Raw genomic sequence first — 16,279 nt, forward strand, 5'->3', positions numbered from 1 at the left:
CACCATGCAACACCAACCACACAAGGCGCCCGGTCGTGGCCGGGCGCAAAAGCGGAAATTTTGATGCTGCATATACTGTATTTCGTCCATGATCTTGCCGACCCGGCTGTGCGCAGGCGGGTGCTGATGCTGCAGGCCGGCGGGGCACTCGTGACGCTCGCGGGGTTCCGGCGCGATGACAATGCGCTGGCTGCCATCCAGGGTGTCGAGCCGATCGAGCTCGGCAAGACGCGGGACGCCCAGTTTGCGCAGCGCATCGCGGCGGTGGCCAAATCGGCGGCGAAACTGCGTGGTGCGCTGCGCTCGGTCGCAAGGCCGGACATCATCATCGGCCGCAATCTCGAAATGCTGGCGCTGGCCCATCGCGCCAAGTCCATTTTTGGCGGCGATATGCCTGTTGTCTATGAATGCCTCGATATCCACCGGCTATTGCTGCGCGACGATGTCGTGGGCAGCGCGCTTCGCAGTGCGGAACGCCATTTCGGTTCGCAGGCGGCATTGCTGGTGACCAGTTCGCCAGCCTTCATCGAACGTTATTTCCGCCCGCGCTCCGGGCTGCATGTGCCGGTCATGCTGCTCGAAAACAAGGTGCTGGCGCTTGAACCTGCGGCGCGCGCCATCGCATCGACAGCAAGACCGCCGGCTGCGGGCAAGCCCTGGAAGATAGGCTGGTTCGGCGCTCTTCGCTGCCGCAAGTCCTTGGCCTTGCTCGATCAATTCTCGCGGCGGATGGAGGGCCGTTTCGAGATCGTCCTGCGGGGTCGCCCGGCCTACTCCGAGTTCGAGGACTTCGATCGCACCGTCCGCGATGCACCCTTCATGCATTTTGCCGGCGCCTACAAGAATCCCGAGGATCTTTCGGCGATCTATGGCGAAGTCCAATTCTCCTGGGCGATCGATTTTTTCGAAGAAGGCTTGAACTCCAACTGGCTGCTGCCGAACCGCCTCTATGAAGGCGGTCTTTATGGCGCTGTGCCGATTGCGATCAAGGATACGGAGACGGCAAGATTTCTTGCCAGCCGAAAGATCGGGCTTACGCTCGACCAGGCTGATGCCGAACATCTGACGGCGCTTTTGGGTGAGATGGACATGAGGCGTTATCTCGACGCCTTCGAGGCGGTGGCTTCCCAGGATCGCAAGCAATGGATGATGGATCGCGCCGACTGTCAGGGGCTGGTGCAGCGGCTGGCGTCGCTGACGCACGCCAATGAGCAGATTGCCGAAGTACAGGCCCTCCCACAACTGCATCGCAATAGAGGTGGATTGCAATGACGACTGAAAGCTCTGGGGACATGCGCTGCATAATCGTTATTCCTTGCCTCAACGAGGAAAAGCATATCGAGCCGCTGATCGCCAAACTCGGGCAGGCTCTGGACGAACTCGACGCCAGGATCGTAGTGGCTGATGGCGGCAGCACCGATCGCACGCGCGAGATCGTCCGGGATATAGCTGTAAGAGATCCCCGCGTTCTGTTGCTCGACAATCCGAAGCGGCTGCAGAGCGCAGCGATCAATCTCGCCATCGAGACGTTCGGCGACGATCATGAGTATTTCATCCGCATTGACGCCCATGGCGATTATCCCGACGATTACTGCCAGACGCTGGTGCAAGAGGCCGGTGCGACGGGCGCGGATTCCGTCGTCGTTGCTATGCGCACCATGGGTTTCAGCGCCTTCCAGAAGGCAACGGCCGTCGCGCAGAACTCCAAGCTCGGCAATGGCGGCTCCAAACATCGCGAAGGAGCCAAGGGCCATTGGGCGGAGCATGGGCATCATGCGCTGATGCGCGTTGCCGCCTTCCGTGCCGTCGGCGGCTACGACGAAACCTTCAGCCATAATGAGGATGCCGAGCTGGATTATCGGCTGAACAAGGCGGGGTATCGGATCTGGCTGACGGACAAGACTGCCATGACCTACTATCCGCGCTCCAGCGTCCCGACGCTCTTCAAGCAATATCTCGGTTATGGCCGTGGCCGCGCGCGCAATATTCTCAAGCATCGCAGCATGCCGAGCCTGCGCCAGATGCTGCCGCTTGCGGTCGTGCCGATTTTCATCGGTGCCTTCCTGGCGGTCCTTAACTGGATTGCGGTTATTCCGGTTGGTCTGTGGGCTGTGGCCTGCATCGCCTACGGTTTCTGGATCGCTCTCGGCCAGAAGAACCCCTACGGCCCCCTGGCCGCAATTTCCGCCATGGTCATGCATTTCGCTTGGTCCATGGGCTTCTGGATGGAAGTTTTCAGCTTTCGCAATCGCAGGGTCGCGTCATGACACAAGTCCATCGACGCCCCATTAAGATCGACATAGCGGTCTGCACCTATCGGCGGGCAGAGCTCGATCAGACGCTGCTGTCGCTTGCCGTGCTCAACGTCCCCACAGGTGCGGTCATCCGGATCATCGTCGCCGACAATGATGTGACGCCGAGCGCGCGGGGCCGTGTCGACGCCATGCGTTCGGCCGTACCCTTCGAGATCGTCTATGTCCATTGCCCGGCATCGAACATCTCGATTGCCCGCAATGCCTGCCTCGATCATGCAAGCGGCGATTTCCTTGCCTTCATCGATGATGACGAGACTGCTTCGGAAGACTGGCTGACGGAAATGCTCATCATGGCCGACACGACCGGCGCCGACGCCGTTCTCGGCCCCGTGCAGGCGGTTTACGCGAATGTCGCTCCGGCATGGATGCAGCAGGGCGATTTCCATTCGACTCTGCCGGTCTGGGTCGCGGGAGAAATCCTGACCGGCTACACCTGCAATGTATTGCTGCGCCGCGGCGCGCCTTCGCTTGCCGGGCGGCGTTTCAATATCGCCCTCGGGCGCAGCGGCGGCGAAGATACCGAGTTCTTCACCCATATGCACAAGGCGGGCGGCAGGATCGCCTATGCCGCGGATGCGCTGGTCTACGAACCCGTTCCCAACGGTCGGGCAACCGTCTCTTGGCTCTCGAAGCGCCGGTATCGCATGGGACAGACGCATGGTCGCATGCTGCTGGAAGCCAGGGGTGGCTTCGGGCGCTGGCGCGCGATCGCGCTTGCAGGCACGAAATCTGCCTATTGCTTTGTTGCCGCGGCGTTGCTCTCGGCATCGCCCATCAAGCGCCATCGCTATGGCCTGCGCGGCATCATGCATGCCGGCGTCGTCAGCGGCCTCTTCGGAGTTCGCGAAATAGAACAATACGGAAATCTGGAGAAGGCACCGCAATGACGGATTTCATCCCCGATGTCAGCTTCGTCATTGCTGCCTATAATGCCGAGGAAACGCTCGAGCGCGCCATTGACAGCGCGCTGGCGCAAGGTGCCGTCAGCATGGAAGTCATCGTCGTCGACGATTGCTCGACGGACGGCACGCGCGAGATCGCCAGCAACCATCCCGATCCGCGCGTACGACTCGTCGCCATGGCCCGCAATGGTGGCCCGGGCGCTGCCCGCAATGCCGGGCTCGATGCGGCCCGGGGTCGCTGGGTGGCCGTGCTCGATTCTGATGATGCCCTGCGTCCGGACCGCATGGCCCGCCTGATCGCCAGGGCGGAAAAGGCCGAGGCGCAGATCGCGGTCGACAATCTCGACGTCATCCGCGAGGACGTGGGCACGATGCTGCCGATGTTCCCCGAGGCGATGCTGGCACGCATGCCGACGCTGACGCTGGCAAAGTTCATCGCCTCCAACATGATTTTCCAGTCCGAGCACAATTTCGGCTATATGAAGCCGGTCTTCGAGCGAGCCTTCGTCGAGAAGCATCGCCTGCGCTTCGATGAAACCCTGCGGATTGGCGAGGATTACATTTTCCTGGCTTCCGCGCTCGCTCGTGGCGGCCTCTGCGTCGTCGAGCCGACCGTAGGCTACTTGTATTACATTCGCGATGGATCGATCTCGCGTGTTCTCAGGCAAGACCATGTCGAAGCCATGCTTGCCGCAGATACCAGATTCTTCGCCGAACATCCCTTCGGGGCTGCTGCCCTTGCCGCACAGCGGCGACGCACGCGCAATCTGAAGGACGTCATCGCGTTCCTGAAGCTGGTCGACAGCATCAAGGAACGTGAATTGCAGGCGATGCTCAAGATCGCATGCCTCAACCCGCGGGCGGTGCGCCATCTCAGCATGCCGATCTTTGCGCGTTTTCGTCGGTTGGCCGCATCTCTGCGGAGCGGTCGCCAGCCGTCGCCTACCTCCCAACTTTCCTCCCCCCTGCCCAACATGGGCGCAGGCCCTCACTCTAACAAAGGATAGAGCCATGGACCCCAAACGTCGTGTGAGAAAAGCAGTCATCCCGGTTGCCGGCAATGGAACGCGCTTCCTGCCCGCCACCAAGGCGATGCCAAAGGAGATGCTGACGATCGTCGATCGTCCGGTCGTGCAATATGCCGTCGATGAAGCCATCGAAGCCGGCATCGAGCACATCGTCTTCGTCACCAGCCGCAACAAGTCGGCGATCGAAGACCATTTCGACGACACGCCGGAGCTGATTTCTTCGCTGCAAAGGGCAGGCAAGAGCCACCAGGTCAGCGAGCTGGAACGCCTCCTGCCGCGGCCGGGCGCTGTCAGCTTCACCCGCCAGCAGGCTCCGCTCGGCCTCGGCCACGCTGTCTGGTGTGCCCGCGATCTGATCGGCAACGAGCCATTCGCGCTGCTTCTGCCTGACATGCTCTGCTACGGCATTCGCGGCTGCATGGCCGGCTTGATGGACCTCTATAATGAGACCGGCGGCAACATCGTCGCTGTCGAGGAATGCGCTCCGGAAGAAACCTCGAAATACGGCATTATCGGCAAGGGCGAGTCCGTGCGCCATGGCTTCGCCGTGACCAAAATGGTCGAGAAGCCGCATCCGTCCGAGGCGCCTTCAAACTTTTACCTCAATGGCCGTTATATTCTGCAGCCCGAGATTTTCGACATTCTGGCCCGTCAGGAGCGCGGCGCCGGCAATGAGATCCAGCTGACCGACGGCATGCTGCGCCTTTCCGAGACGCAGACCTTCCATGCCCAGGTCTATAACGGACGCACGTTCGACTGCGGGTCCAAGCACGGCTTCATCGAAGCGAACGTCGCCTTCGCGCTCGCTCGCTCCGATATCGGCAGCTTGGTCTATGACTCGATCCGCAACATGGTCGTCTCGCACGAAGCGCAGATGACCGCCGCTTAAGCCTGTTCACATTGTGGCCTGCGGCCGGTAAGGCCGCGGGCCATGGCTATTGTTCATTCGGGCTTCTCCGACAAGGTGGTCGCCATGCATCAGAAGAACTTCACTTTCCACAGCGCTCTTCCGCAAGCGGAGTCGCAGGATAGCTTTATCGATCTCGACCGGCTGATGGCCGTCGTGGTCCGGCGCATCCGCACCATCATTTTCGCCGTGGCCGCCTTTGTCATCCTGGCCGTCGTCTATCTGTTGACGGCCACCTCGAGCTATACGTCGATGACGCAGATATTGCTCGACGAAACCATGACGAAATATGCCGAGGATCAGCCGCCGGCGGCAAGCAGCCAGCAGGCGGACATGGAGATCGCCAGTGCGGTCGAAATCCTCAAATCGAACGAGATGGCGTTGCGTGTCGTCGACACGGCGGGCCTCGCGGACAACAATACCTTGCTCAATCCGCCCGTATCTCCGGCGGCCTTGCTCAAATCCGGCGTTAGCCTGATCGTCAGCGTCTTCACACCTGGCCGCCCACCTATGACGCCCGAGGAACAGCGGGAAGCCCAGCGCCAGAAGGTTGCTGCCGTTCTGCAGGATAATCTGAAGGTCGAGCGCGTCACGCGAAGCTCGGTCGTAGCCGTCTCCTTCAGTTCGACGGACAAGCGTCTCGCCGCCAAGGTTACGAGCGCTTATGCCGACGCTTATCTGACCGACCAGCTGAACGCCAATTTCGACGCAACCGAACGCGCTTCCGTCTGGTTACAGGAACGCTTGAACGACTTGCGCCAGCGCGCTCAGGAGGCTTCGCTGGAAGTCGAGAAATACAAGGCGGACAATGGCCTGACGTCAACCGGCGGCGAACTGATGTCGGAACAGCAGATTTCCGACCTCAACAAGCAGCTGATCATCGCCCAGGCCGACACGGCCAGCGCCGCCGCCCGCTACAATCAGTATAAGTCGATCATTGACCAAGGCCCTGATAACGCCGTCAAGAACGCGACCATCTCGTCGAGCTCGACCGACAATTCGGTGCTGCAGGATCTAAAGACGCGCTATCTCGCCGTCGAAAAGCGCGAACAGGATGTCACGCAGAATTTCGGCGCCGATCATCCGCAGGCCGTGGCGCTCAAGGCCGAGCGGCAGGACATCACCCGGCAGATCTATCAGGTCCTTCAGCAGCTCACCGCCAGCTACAAGAACGAGTATGATGTCGCTCAGTCGCGGGCGGAATCGCTGCGCGAAAGCATCGACAAGGTCGTCGGCAAGAATTCCGAGGCCAACAAGTCGCTGGTTCACCTGAATGAGTTGAACCAGAAGGCATCGGCGCTGAAGACGCTTTACGAGTCCTATCTCGGCCGCTTCGAACAGGCGACCCAGCAGCGCTCGTTCCCCATCGCCAAGGCTCGCGTCATTTCGGTGGCCGGCGTGCCCACTGCGCCGTCCAGCCCGAAGAAGACGCTCGTCATGGCGCTCTCGGTCATCCTCGGTCTGATGGTCGGCTGCGGTGTAGCTGCATTCCAGGAGTTCCGCGACCGTTACTTCCGCGTCGAGGCCGACGTGCGGGCTGCTCTCGGTTTGAAATTCCTGGGCTATCTGCCGCTGCTCGGTCAGCAGAGCAAGAGCAAGAGCAAGAAGAAGTCGCGCAGGGCCGATGCCGGAGCGGAGCCGATAACGGCGGAAGAGGGAGAAAACGGCGTCGCCTTCGAGCGCATAATGCGCATCTCCGTCGAAGCGCCGCGCTCGATCTTCGCCGAGACCTTGAGGAATGCGAAACTCGCCAGCGACGTGATGCTGCAAGGCCGTGCCGACCGTGTCATCGGCGTCGTCTCGGCACTGCCGGGCGAAGGCAAGTCAACGACGGCTGCCAATTTTGCCGCCCTGCTTGCGAGCAGCGGTAAGCGCACGCTTCTCATCGACGCCGACTTGCGCAATCCGGGCCTCAGCCGCACGCTGAAGACGCCGCCGCAGGCGGGCCTGATCGAGGCTGTGCTTGGCGAGGTGCCCTGGACGAATGCCGTGAAGGTCGACCCGCGCACCAAGCTTGCCATTCTTCCGGTCGCCGTGCGTGATCATCTGCTGCACACCAGCGAGCTTCTGTCCTCGCAGGGCATGCAGCATCTGATGGAAAATGCCCGCAAGATGTTCGACTACATCATCGTCGATCTTGCGCCGCTTGGTCCCGTCATCGACGCAAAGGCCTTCGCGCCGCAGGTCGATGCCTTCCTGCTGGTGACCGAATGGGGCGCAACGCCGACCAATCTGGTGCGTGATGTTCTCGAGCAGGAGCCGCAGATCAACTCGCGCATCCTCGGTGTGATCCTCAACAAGACCGACATGTCGGAACTGCCGCGCTACAGCGATTTCGGCGGAACGGAGCGCTACCGGCAGAAATATGTGAGCTACTATACCGAGGTGCAGCCGCGCGCCCAGGTGGATGCTTAGCCCGCCGGTCTCTTGCCGGTCTTGAGCCGGGTTCTCGCCAGGGCATGTTCGCGCCAGATCGTGAATATGCCCGCCGCGACAACGATAAGCGCGCCTAAGATCATGGGCGCGCTCAACTTTTCGCCGAATATCATGACACCGATAATGGCGGAAAAGACGAGCTGCAGATAGGTCAGCGGCTGGATCACCACCGCGTCCAGCATATCGTAGGCTCGGATGAGGAAATAATGGCTTGAAACGCCGGTCAGGCAAAGAATGCCCATGAAGATCCAGTCATGGGGCGCAAGCGGTGTCCAGAAGAACGGCCCGATGCAGGTCATGGCGATCGCGCCCACCACACCCGTATAGAAAAAGCTGGTCATGGCGCCGTCTTCGCGGCTGACATAGCGTGTCAGGACGACGTAAAGCGAAAATAGCAATGCGCCGAAGAGCGGCACCAGGAAGCGCGCATCGAAGACGCCGCTTTCCGGCTTCAGGATCAACAGCACGCCGAAGAAACCGAAACAGATCGCCAGCCATCGCCGCCAGCCGACCTTCTCGCCGAGGATGGGGATCGACAGCAAGGCCACCATCAGCGGACCGGATGAAAAGATCGCCTGAGAATGGGCAAGGCCGACGACGACGAAGGACGAGATGGCGACGACGATCTGCGCGGCGAGCAGCAAGCCCCGGGCAATCTGTAGGACAGGGCGTTTGGTCCTGACGTTGCGCCGCAAGCCGCCAGGCGCGCGCGAAGCCATTGCGATGGCGAAAAGCATGAAAGCCCAATAGCGGATCATCGCCACCAGAAGCGGCGGGTAGGCGCTGACAAGGTGCTTGGAGATGCCGTCCTGTATGGCGAATATGCTGATTGCCAACAGCGTGAAGACGTAACCGGTACTATTGGATTTCATGGCTTTCGAAGGAAGAAGATGTGCGGGGCCCCGGAGGCGCCGGGACCCGGCACCACATTCACATTAGGTCATTCATCGGTTCAATCATAGGCTCCATGTTTGCGGTCCGGTCCATCCGCAGAGCCACGCATCAGTCCTTTTTGCGATCCGCGACGAAGGCCGTGAAGCCATCGATGAAAGCCGCAAGATTGTGCTTCACTTTCTCGTCGACGATTGCGCCATCGGCATCAAAGACACTGCCGGCACGTGACACCATGAGCCGACCGCCGAACCAGGCTTCGGCGCCGAGCGTGCGCAACACCGTCAACCAGGCGTTCTGGCTGAGGATGGTACCGAAATTGCCCGGCGAAGCTCCGAGGACGGCGATCGGCTTTCCGCCGAAAACCTGAGCGATGTCTGTGGAGGGCCGGCTCATCCAGTCGATTGCGTTCTTGAAAACGCCCGGAAGCGAATTGTTGTATTCCGGCGTAAACAGGATCAGCCCATCGGCTGAAATGGCGAGGTCCTTGAGTTCCTGTACTTTTTCCGGAATGCCATCCGCAGCCTCGAGATCGGCATCGTAAAGCGGCACGCCATGGATGGTGCGGGCGATCAGCTCGACGCCGTTTGGTGCCAATTCGACGGCCGCGTGCAGCAGGGCCGTGTTGAAGGAGCCTTTACGCAGGCTGCCCGATATGCCGAGTATCTTCATCGCTTCCCCCATTTGCCGTGATGGGAAGACATTTATGTTTCGCCGTCCTTCGTCAAGGCCTGACGGAATCTTATGTGGTGAGCAATAACTTCGGTTTGACCGTGCTTACCGCCCGGAAGGCATGACCCGGATCGGCGCTGAAGCCGATGCTGGCCGCCGCCGGCATCACTGGCCCTGTTGAAGCCGCCTGGTTTTGGTTGCCGCTCTCAAGGAGTATAGCCTAAGTCATCAGCTCTAACTGGGTAGTCCGCGGGCAACTTGCCGTCCACTCAGTCATGCGAATGGGGTTCGGGGTGGTCTGCGCCGTTGTCGGATGGAATGATGTGCAAGTTCCCGAAGCGTACGCCGCGTTGCGTCACGACGCTGTCGGCAAAGGTCTTTATCTCGTCCACCTTACCCTTCAGCACGGAGACTTCGAGGCAATCTTGCCCATCGATATGAACATGAAGCGTCGAGACTGAAAGATCGTGGTGATCGTGTTGCGCCGTCGTCAGCCGGCGCGACAGGTCGCGGGTCTCGTGTTCATAGACGTAGGCAAGGGCCGCGTAGCATCGCGCTTCGCCATCTATGGTCGGCTGCGCGCGGGTCACGGCATCGCGCACGAGATCGCGCAAGGTTTCCGAGCGGCTGGCATAGCCGCGCTGCGCGCTGATCTTATCGATCGTCTCCAAAAGATCGTCGTCGATGGTGATGGTTATGCGTTGCATATCCTGATCCTCGTTCCACGCAGCGGTTGACATCGACTAGAGGAAATTTCGAAGCGATTTGCAACGGTATCAGGCGTTATTGGCGGCCACGGAAACGACGCTGATAGGTGGGATCGTAGAGCGAGCTTTCGCGGAAATCACTAGCGGCGAGCGACGGGCCGACGAAGATCAATGCGGTGCGCTCGATCGGCTCCGCCGCTACCTTTGCCTCAATCGTGGCAAGCGTGCCCCGGATAATCCGCTCATCGGGCCAGGATGCCTTGACGACGATCGCAACCGGGCAGTCCGCGCCATAAAGCGGCGTCAGATCCTCGACGACTTCCTTGAGTGCATGGATGGCCAGATGGATCGCGAGCGTCGCGCCGGTCGCGCCGAATTTCGCTAGCGTCTCATTGTTCGGCATCGGCGAGGCCCGACCGGAAACGCGGGTCAGAACTAGGCTTTGGGCGAGGGCTGGTATGGTCAGTTCGCGGCCGAGCGCCGAAGCTGCGGCTGCGAAAGCGGGAACGCCTGGGGTCAGCGTATAGTCGATGCCATGCTGCTCCAGCCGGCGGATCTGTTCGGCAACCGCGCTCCAGACCGAGAGATCGCCCGAATGCAGGCGCGCGACATCCTCGCCCGCTGCATTGGCTTTCAGGTATTCGGCCTCTATCTCGTCAAGCGACATCGGCGCCGTATCGATGATGCGGGCGCCGGGTGGGCAATATTGCAGCAGTTCCGGCGAGACAATCGAGCCGGCATAGAGGCAGACCGGGCATTTGCCGATCAGGTCGCGGCCGCGCACCGTGATCAGGTCGGCGGCGCCTGGGCCTGCGCCAATGAAATGCACTGTCATCACTCTACCTCATTCTCAATTATGGCTTGATCCAAGACCATTGCGTCACCGGCATGGCCGGCCGCCAGCCGGTCATGCGGCCGACAGGTGCGGCGCGCGCAATGTCGATACGGATCAGCGAGCCGCCGCGGCGTGCCTGTTCGGCCAACAGAAGGACTTCCATTTCGGTCGTGACGGCATTGGCGACCAGCCTGCCGCCGCTTTTCAATTGGCCGATGGCGGCCTCCAGCACGCCGGCATCGCTGCCGCCACCGCCGATAAAGATCGCATCCGGTGCCGGCAGGCCGGTAAGAGCAGCCGGCGCCTCGCCTTCGACAACGGTCAGGCCCGGTACACCGAAATTCGCTGCGTTTCGGCGGATTCGAGCGGCGCGTTCAACGGAAGCCTCAATGGCAATGACGCGCAGTGACGGATCGGCCAGCATCCATTCGATGCCGATCGAGCCGGAGCCGGCACCGATATCCCAGAGCAGCTCACCATAACGTGGCGCCAGCGCGGATAGCGTCATCGCGCGGATCTCCCGCTTGGTGATCTGGCCGTCATGTTCAAAAAGCTCGTCGGCGAGGCCTGCGCTTAGCGGCAAAATCCGCGCGCCGGCTTCCGCCTTGACCTCGACGCCGCAGATGTTCAGATCGTTGATGCCGGAGAGGCTAAAGCTAGCCGCAGTTTCCCGGGAGACTTTTTCGTATGGACCGCCAAGCGCTTCCAGAACCGTCAGTTCTGACGGACCGAAACCAGAGCTGCGCAGCAGGGCGGCCAATTCGGCGGGGCCTTTGCCATCGGATGTCAGCGCCAGGATCTTGCGGCCCGAATGCAGGTGCGGCCGGATCAGATCGATGGACCGGCCATGGAGCGACAGAACCGTCGTCTCCTGCAGGGGCCAGCCGAGGCGCGACGCGGCAAGGCTGAAGGAGGAGGGTGCTGGGATAACGGTCATTTCAGCGGCCGGAATGTGCCGCGAAAGTGTCGCGCCGACGCCGTAGAAAAAAGGATCGCCGGAGGCAAGAACCACTGTCGGTTCTCCGCGCCGGGCAAGAACCGCTTCAACGGATTTTTCGAATGGCGAAAGCCATTGATGGGTTTCGCCTGTTATCAGTGACCTCATCAACTCGATGTGGCGTACACCACCGAAGACCGACGGCGCGTCAGCGATCTGCCGTTTGGCCTCGTCGCCGACACCGGCTGGACCGTCTTCGCCGATGCCGATAAGAGTAAGCCAGCGTTGAACTGAAGGTGTCTCAGCCATGGGCAAGGTCCGCATTCTGATCCTCGGCGGCACGACCGAGGCCCGAGCGCTGGCGGCGGCGCTTGCCCCGCGCACTGATCTCGACATTGTTCTGTCCCTTGCCGGACGAACCGCCGATCCGGCGCCGCAGCCCGTTCCGGTGCGCAGCGGCGGTTTCGGTGGCGCAGAGGGGCTTGCCCGCTATGTCATCGATGAAAAGATCGATCTGGTGATCGATGCCACCCATCCCTTCGCGGCCCGCATTTCCGCCAATGCCGCGCAAGCGGCTGTTCAATGCGCTGTGGCGGCCTTTGCGTTGCGCCGTCCGGCGTGGATGCCGGTCGAAGGCGATGACTGGCTTTCCGTACATAGCGTTTCGCAAGCCATCGCTGCACTTGGCGCCAAGCCTTTGCGTGTCTTCCTTGCGACTGGCCGGCAGGAGGCGCATCAGGCGAACGCGGCGCGGCAGCATCATTACTGGGTCCGCAGCGTCGATCCCGTCGAGCCGCCGCTGACCGTGCCTGACGTCAGCTACATCCACAGCCGCGGTCCGTTCCGCCTGGAGGACGAGCTGGAGATGCTGCAACGGCATGGAATCGAGGCGGTCGTCGCCAAGAACAGCGGCGGTGACGCGACCTACGGGAAGATAGAGGCGGCAAGGCAGCTCGGAATCAAGGTGATCATGGTCGAGCGCGCGGATACCGCCGGGTTGCCGGTGGTCGAAACGGTAGACGCTGCGCTCGATCGGATCGATCATTTCGTCTCTTCCCTGATGAAGCGCGGCGTATAGACCAGATCGGGGCGTCCTTCGCGGGCAATGACGCGCGTCTCGGCCGAGCCGATGATGACGCAGGTCGCCATATCCGCCTGCGAGGCCTCGGCATCGGCGAGCCGAGCCACTGTCATGCGCTCGTCGGGACGACCGGCGGCCCGACCGAAGATGGCAGGTGTTTCGCCGGGCAGCACGGCGCGCAGGATCTCGAAGGCTTTGCCAAGCTGCCAGGGCCGCGCCTTGCTGATCGGATTGTAGAGCGCGATCACAAAGCCCGCTTCGGCAACGGCGCGGAGGCGACTCTCGATCAGCGGCCAGGGTTTCAGATTGTCCGAAAGCGAGATCGCGCAGAAATCGTGCCCAAGGGGAGCGCCGATGCGGGCCGCAACGGCAAGCATGGCCGTGATACCCGGCACGACGATAAGGTCTACCGTCCGCCATTCAACCGGACCATGATCGATCGCCTCGCAAACGGCGGCCGCCATGGCAAAAACACCGGGATCGCCGCCGGAAACAACGCAGACATTGACGCCGGCTGCCGCCCGCTGCAGCGCCACCTTGGCGCGGTCCAGCTCCTCGCGATTGTCGGATGCCTGACGGATCTGGTCGCTGCGCAACGTCAGGCGGTCGAGATAGGGGCCGTAACCGTAAAATTCATGAGCATCCGTGACGGCAGCAAGCGCCTCTGGCGTCGTCTGCTGGGGATTGCCGGGGCCGGTGCCGATTACATAGAGACGTCCGCTCATGGCCGGCTTTCCCAGCCGGGAACCAGCACAATGGAGAAATAGGGCGCTTCGGCATCGTCGCGGCTGGCAAGCGGCGTCATGGCGCCGTTCGCCATCGTGCCGCGCTCCACATAGATCGCTTCCTCCAGCCGGCCGGCGGCATCGAGCGCGCGGCGGATTTTTGGCAGATTGCGGCCAACCTTCATAATGACGGCAGCCTGTGTATCACCCAATCTGCGGGTTAGCTCGGCCTCCGCCATCGTTCCGGGGAGCACGGAGAGAACGTCGTCTCCCTGCACCATCGGCAATCCTGCAAGAGACCAGCAACCGGACATGGCTGTCACGCCCGGGATGACTTCAGTGGGGAAGCGATCGGCAAGGCGCACATGCAGATGCATGTAGGAGCCATAAAACAGCGGATCGCCCTCGCTGAGTACGGCAACCGTCTTTCCTTCGCGAAGATGCGCCGCCACCATCTCGGCCGAGGCGTCATAGAAGGCGGTGATCTGACGGAGATATTCCGGCGCGTCCTTCTCGATCTCGGTCGTCACCGGATAGTAGAGCGGCAGCAGCGTGACGTCCGCTTTCAGCAGGTCGCTGACGATGGCCTTGCCGTTGCCGTTTCTGCCTTGCTTGGCAAAATAGGCGACGACATCGGCGCGCTCCAAAGCCTTGACGGCCTTGACCGTCAGCAGTTCGGGATCGCCAGGCCCGGTGCCGACACCGATCAGATTTCCGTTGGATGGTGCGCTCATAGGCCCGGCCTCGCAAGCGCGTTGAGGGCGGCTGCCGTCATGGCACTGCCGCCTAGCCGGCCGCGCACGATGGCAAAGGGAACGCCGTAGGAGTTTTCGGCAAGCGCATCCTTCGATTCCGCCGCGCCGACGAAACCGACGGGCATGCCGATGATGGCAGCAGGCTTCGGCGCGCCATCGCGCAGCATTTCGAGAAGGTGGAAGAGGGCCGTCGGCGCGTTGCCGATAGCAACGACGGAGCCCGCCAGCCGATCGGTCCAAAGATGCATGGCGGCCGCCGAGCGCGTGTTGCCAATGGACTTGGCGATCTCCGCCGTGCGCGGGTCCTGCAAGGTGCAGATCACTTCGTTGGCGGCAGGCAGACGGGCGCGCGTGATGCCGCGAGCGACCATCTCCGCGTCGCAGAAAATCGGTGCACCGTCAGTCAGCGCCTTGCGGGCGGATGCGACGAAATCGGGAGAGAAGAGAAAATGTTCTGCCGCTTCCACCAATCCGCAGGCATGAATCATGCGGACGGCGACATCGGTCTCGGCTTCAGGGAAACGCTGGAGATCGGCTTCGCTGCGGATTATCGCAAAGGAGCGCTCGTAGATCGCATCCCCTTCGCGGATATAGTCATAGTCAGGCATTTCTATCCCTGTCGTAAGGCCGTCGCGATTGCGTCCCGGCCGAGCCGTTTAAGACACTGCTGTGCCGATTCGCCAGCAGCTTTGTTGTTTCGCACCAGTTCCCCGAGCGCAGCCAGCGCCGATTTCAGATATTCCTTATGGATGTAAGCCACGGGCTCTGATGATGCTGACCCATTTACGACAATAGCATAGCCCGTTGCAGCACCGACGATGGTCAGCATCGCCGGGAAAGGATGGGCGCAGCCTTTTGCGCAGCCGGATAGATGCACCTTGAGCGAACCATCCAGCAGCTCAGGCCCGATTTCGACCAGATCGGCGGCCGCCTTTTTCGTGGCGTAGTGGGCAGAGGCGCATGCGCCGGCACCGGAACAGGGAACGGCATAATTTGCAGGATCATCGGCGCGTGTCTGAAAGCCGCAATCAGCTGCCGCGGCGAGAATGCCATTGATCCGCTCGCGCGGGAGGCCGAGCAGCAACAGGCTGTGTTCGGGGCCGGTCCGTAATTCATGCGCCCCCGCCATCTCTGCATGGTCAAGAAATCGGATGAATTCTTGAGCGTGGATTTGACCGAAGGCGGGCCGCAATCCGAGTGCGGTCTGTTCGTTGTCGAGCGGAATGACACCGACAGGAAGGGCGGATGAGTTAGTTTCTCGTCGTGGGAAGCTGGAAGGGGCAGGAAACTGTAGTCCTAAAGCGGCGATGTCCAGGTCACGGCCACGGGCGCGGGGTCCGATTGCAGCCAAGGCTTTGAGCAATGCCATGACACAGGCTATCGCTTCTTCGCCAGGCAGGACGACAAGCCGTATGGCCGTCGCCTCGGTTCCCGCAATGGCAAGAGTCCAAAGCTTTCGGCCATCGGCGGCAGTGACAGCCTTCAGCCTGATATCCGCCGAGAGTTCGTCAAGGACGAGCCGGCCGCCGCCGTCAACGATAATGGCGAGCTTTGCAGCGAGCAATGGCTTGGGACGAAGTGCATCGATGGCGCTTCGCAGACGCTCAGAAAGCCCGCGTGCATCAGCGATCTCGGACGGATCGACACCGCTGAGCGGCGGGACTTCGATCGCGACGCCGCTCTCTGGCACGATGCCGGCCCGATCGATATCGGCGGCCAGTCCAGGCATGCTTTGCAGCGTCATGCCACGTAGCTGAATATTGCCGCGCGCAGTGATCTCGATCAGGCCATTGCCGTGTCTCTCGGCTGCTTCCGCCAAGAGGCGTAATTGCGCGATAGTCAGCCCCGGGGTCGACGGCCGCAAGCGAACAAGAAGGCCGTCGCCGGTCTGCATCGGTGCACTCAGCGAGGGGCAGGCACCGCGAACCATAGAGGGCAGGGGCGATGCAACGCCGTCCTCGGCAGCTCCCCCCTGAGAGAAGCACGCTTGTTCCTCCACTGTCTGCGCGTCGACCGCAACCATAAGACTGCCCTTCATAAGGGACATTTTCTTGCACAAACCGGATCGGCGGGCAAACGATTTGGTAT

Annotated in this window: 16 protein-coding genes; 7 read left to right on the forward strand and 9 right to left on the reverse strand. The window is 61.5% G+C overall.

What is annotated here, in order from left to right; genetic code table 11:
- The first annotated feature begins 63 nt into the window (after positions 1–63).
- The 6 genes from AC13QY_RS02270 (at position 64) to AC13QY_RS02295 (ending at position 7,567) form a co-directional block, all read left to right on the forward strand.
- Positions 64–1,272: a glycosyltransferase family protein gene (locus AC13QY_RS02270; protein WP_145633967.1), complete on the forward strand. Its 1,209-nt coding sequence runs from the start codon at positions 64–66 to the stop codon at positions 1,270–1,272.
- Positions 1,269–2,267 carry a glycosyltransferase family 2 protein gene (locus tag AC13QY_RS02275; RefSeq protein ID WP_112723370.1) on the forward strand — a complete coding sequence of 333 codons (999 nt, stop codon included), beginning with the start codon at positions 1,269–1,271 and terminating at the stop codon, positions 2,265–2,267. The genes AC13QY_RS02270 and AC13QY_RS02275 overlap by 4 nt, the downstream gene beginning before the upstream one ends.
- Positions 2,264–3,202, forward strand: a complete 939-nt coding sequence (locus AC13QY_RS02280; RefSeq protein WP_095437072.1) for a glycosyltransferase family 2 protein — start codon at positions 2,264–2,266, stop codon at positions 3,200–3,202. Before AC13QY_RS02275 ends, AC13QY_RS02280 begins: the two co-directional genes overlap by 4 nt.
- Entirely contained in the window at positions 3,199–4,224 is a 1,026-nt protein-coding gene (locus AC13QY_RS02285) for a glycosyltransferase family 2 protein (protein WP_113350604.1), read from the forward strand. Before AC13QY_RS02280 ends, AC13QY_RS02285 begins: the two co-directional genes overlap by 4 nt.
- Before the next feature lie 4 nt (positions 4,225–4,228).
- Positions 4,229–5,134 (forward strand): UTP--glucose-1-phosphate uridylyltransferase GalU, encoded by a 906-nt coding sequence (gene galU / locus AC13QY_RS02290; protein ID WP_069610329.1) that lies wholly within the window; start codon positions 4,229–4,231, stop codon positions 5,132–5,134.
- Positions 5,135–5,218: 84 nt separating this feature from the next.
- Positions 5,219–7,567, forward strand: coding sequence for a polysaccharide biosynthesis tyrosine autokinase (locus tag AC13QY_RS02295; protein ID WP_113351040.1), 2,349 nt, complete (start codon positions 5,219–5,221; stop codon positions 7,565–7,567).
- Here the strand turns inward: AC13QY_RS02295 and AC13QY_RS02300 are convergent.
- The 5 genes from AC13QY_RS02300 to cbiE form a co-directional block, all read right to left on the reverse strand.
- A complete protein-coding gene (locus AC13QY_RS02300; RefSeq protein WP_113329632.1) occupies positions 7,564–8,460 on the reverse strand; it encodes a DMT family transporter in 897 nt (298 codons plus the stop codon). The genes AC13QY_RS02295 and AC13QY_RS02300 overlap by 4 nt on opposite strands.
- Before the next feature lie 130 nt (positions 8,461–8,590).
- Positions 8,591–9,151, reverse strand: coding sequence for an NADPH-dependent FMN reductase (locus tag AC13QY_RS02305; protein ID WP_113389411.1), 561 nt, complete (start codon positions 9,149–9,151; stop codon positions 8,591–8,593).
- Positions 9,152–9,420: 269 nt separating this feature from the next.
- On the reverse strand, positions 9,421–9,858 hold the full coding sequence (gene nikR / locus AC13QY_RS02310) for a nickel-responsive transcriptional regulator NikR (RefSeq protein ID WP_113329634.1): 438 nt from the start codon (positions 9,856–9,858) through the stop codon (positions 9,421–9,423).
- A gap of 76 nt (positions 9,859–9,934) precedes the next feature.
- Positions 9,935–10,693, reverse strand: a complete 759-nt coding sequence (gene cobM / locus AC13QY_RS02315) for a precorrin-4 C(11)-methyltransferase (protein ID WP_113329635.1) — start codon at positions 10,691–10,693, stop codon at positions 9,935–9,937.
- 19 nt (positions 10,694–10,712) lie between these two features.
- On the reverse strand, positions 10,713–11,954 hold the full coding sequence (cbiE, locus tag AC13QY_RS02320; RefSeq protein ID WP_113501176.1) for a precorrin-6y C5,15-methyltransferase (decarboxylating) subunit CbiE: 1,242 nt from the start codon (positions 11,952–11,954) through the stop codon (positions 10,713–10,715).
- On the opposite strand from cbiE, the gene AC13QY_RS02325 reads away from it, so the two are divergent.
- Positions 11,938–12,708: a cobalt-precorrin-6A reductase gene (locus tag AC13QY_RS02325; RefSeq protein ID WP_113389336.1), complete on the forward strand. Its 771-nt coding sequence runs from the start codon at positions 11,938–11,940 to the stop codon at positions 12,706–12,708. The two genes, cbiE and AC13QY_RS02325, sit on opposite strands and share 17 nt — an antisense overlap.
- On the opposite strand, the gene AC13QY_RS02330 is transcribed toward AC13QY_RS02325, so the two are convergent.
- The 4 genes from AC13QY_RS02330 to cobG are packed head-to-tail and all read right to left on the reverse strand — an operon-like array spanning position 12,672 to position 16,229.
- Complete coding sequence (locus tag AC13QY_RS02330; RefSeq protein ID WP_113389337.1) at positions 12,672–13,436, reverse strand: precorrin-3B C(17)-methyltransferase; 765 nt, start codon at positions 13,434–13,436, stop codon at positions 12,672–12,674. The two genes, AC13QY_RS02325 and AC13QY_RS02330, sit on opposite strands and share 37 nt — an antisense overlap.
- Complete coding sequence (locus AC13QY_RS02335; protein ID WP_113389338.1) at positions 13,433–14,170, reverse strand: precorrin-2 C(20)-methyltransferase; 738 nt, start codon at positions 14,168–14,170, stop codon at positions 13,433–13,435. The genes AC13QY_RS02330 and AC13QY_RS02335 overlap by 4 nt, the downstream gene beginning before the upstream one ends.
- Positions 14,167–14,799: a precorrin-8X methylmutase gene (locus AC13QY_RS02340; RefSeq protein WP_113329640.1), complete on the reverse strand. Its 633-nt coding sequence runs from the start codon at positions 14,797–14,799 to the stop codon at positions 14,167–14,169. The genes AC13QY_RS02335 and AC13QY_RS02340 overlap by 4 nt, the downstream gene beginning before the upstream one ends.
- 2 nt (positions 14,800–14,801) lie before the next feature.
- A complete protein-coding gene (cobG, locus tag AC13QY_RS02345) occupies positions 14,802–16,229 on the reverse strand; it encodes a precorrin-3B synthase (protein ID WP_113389339.1) in 1,428 nt (475 codons plus the stop codon).
- Positions 16,230–16,279 lie beyond the last annotated feature (50 nt).

Source organism: Martinezella sp. CNPSo 3795, assembly GCF_057784475.1.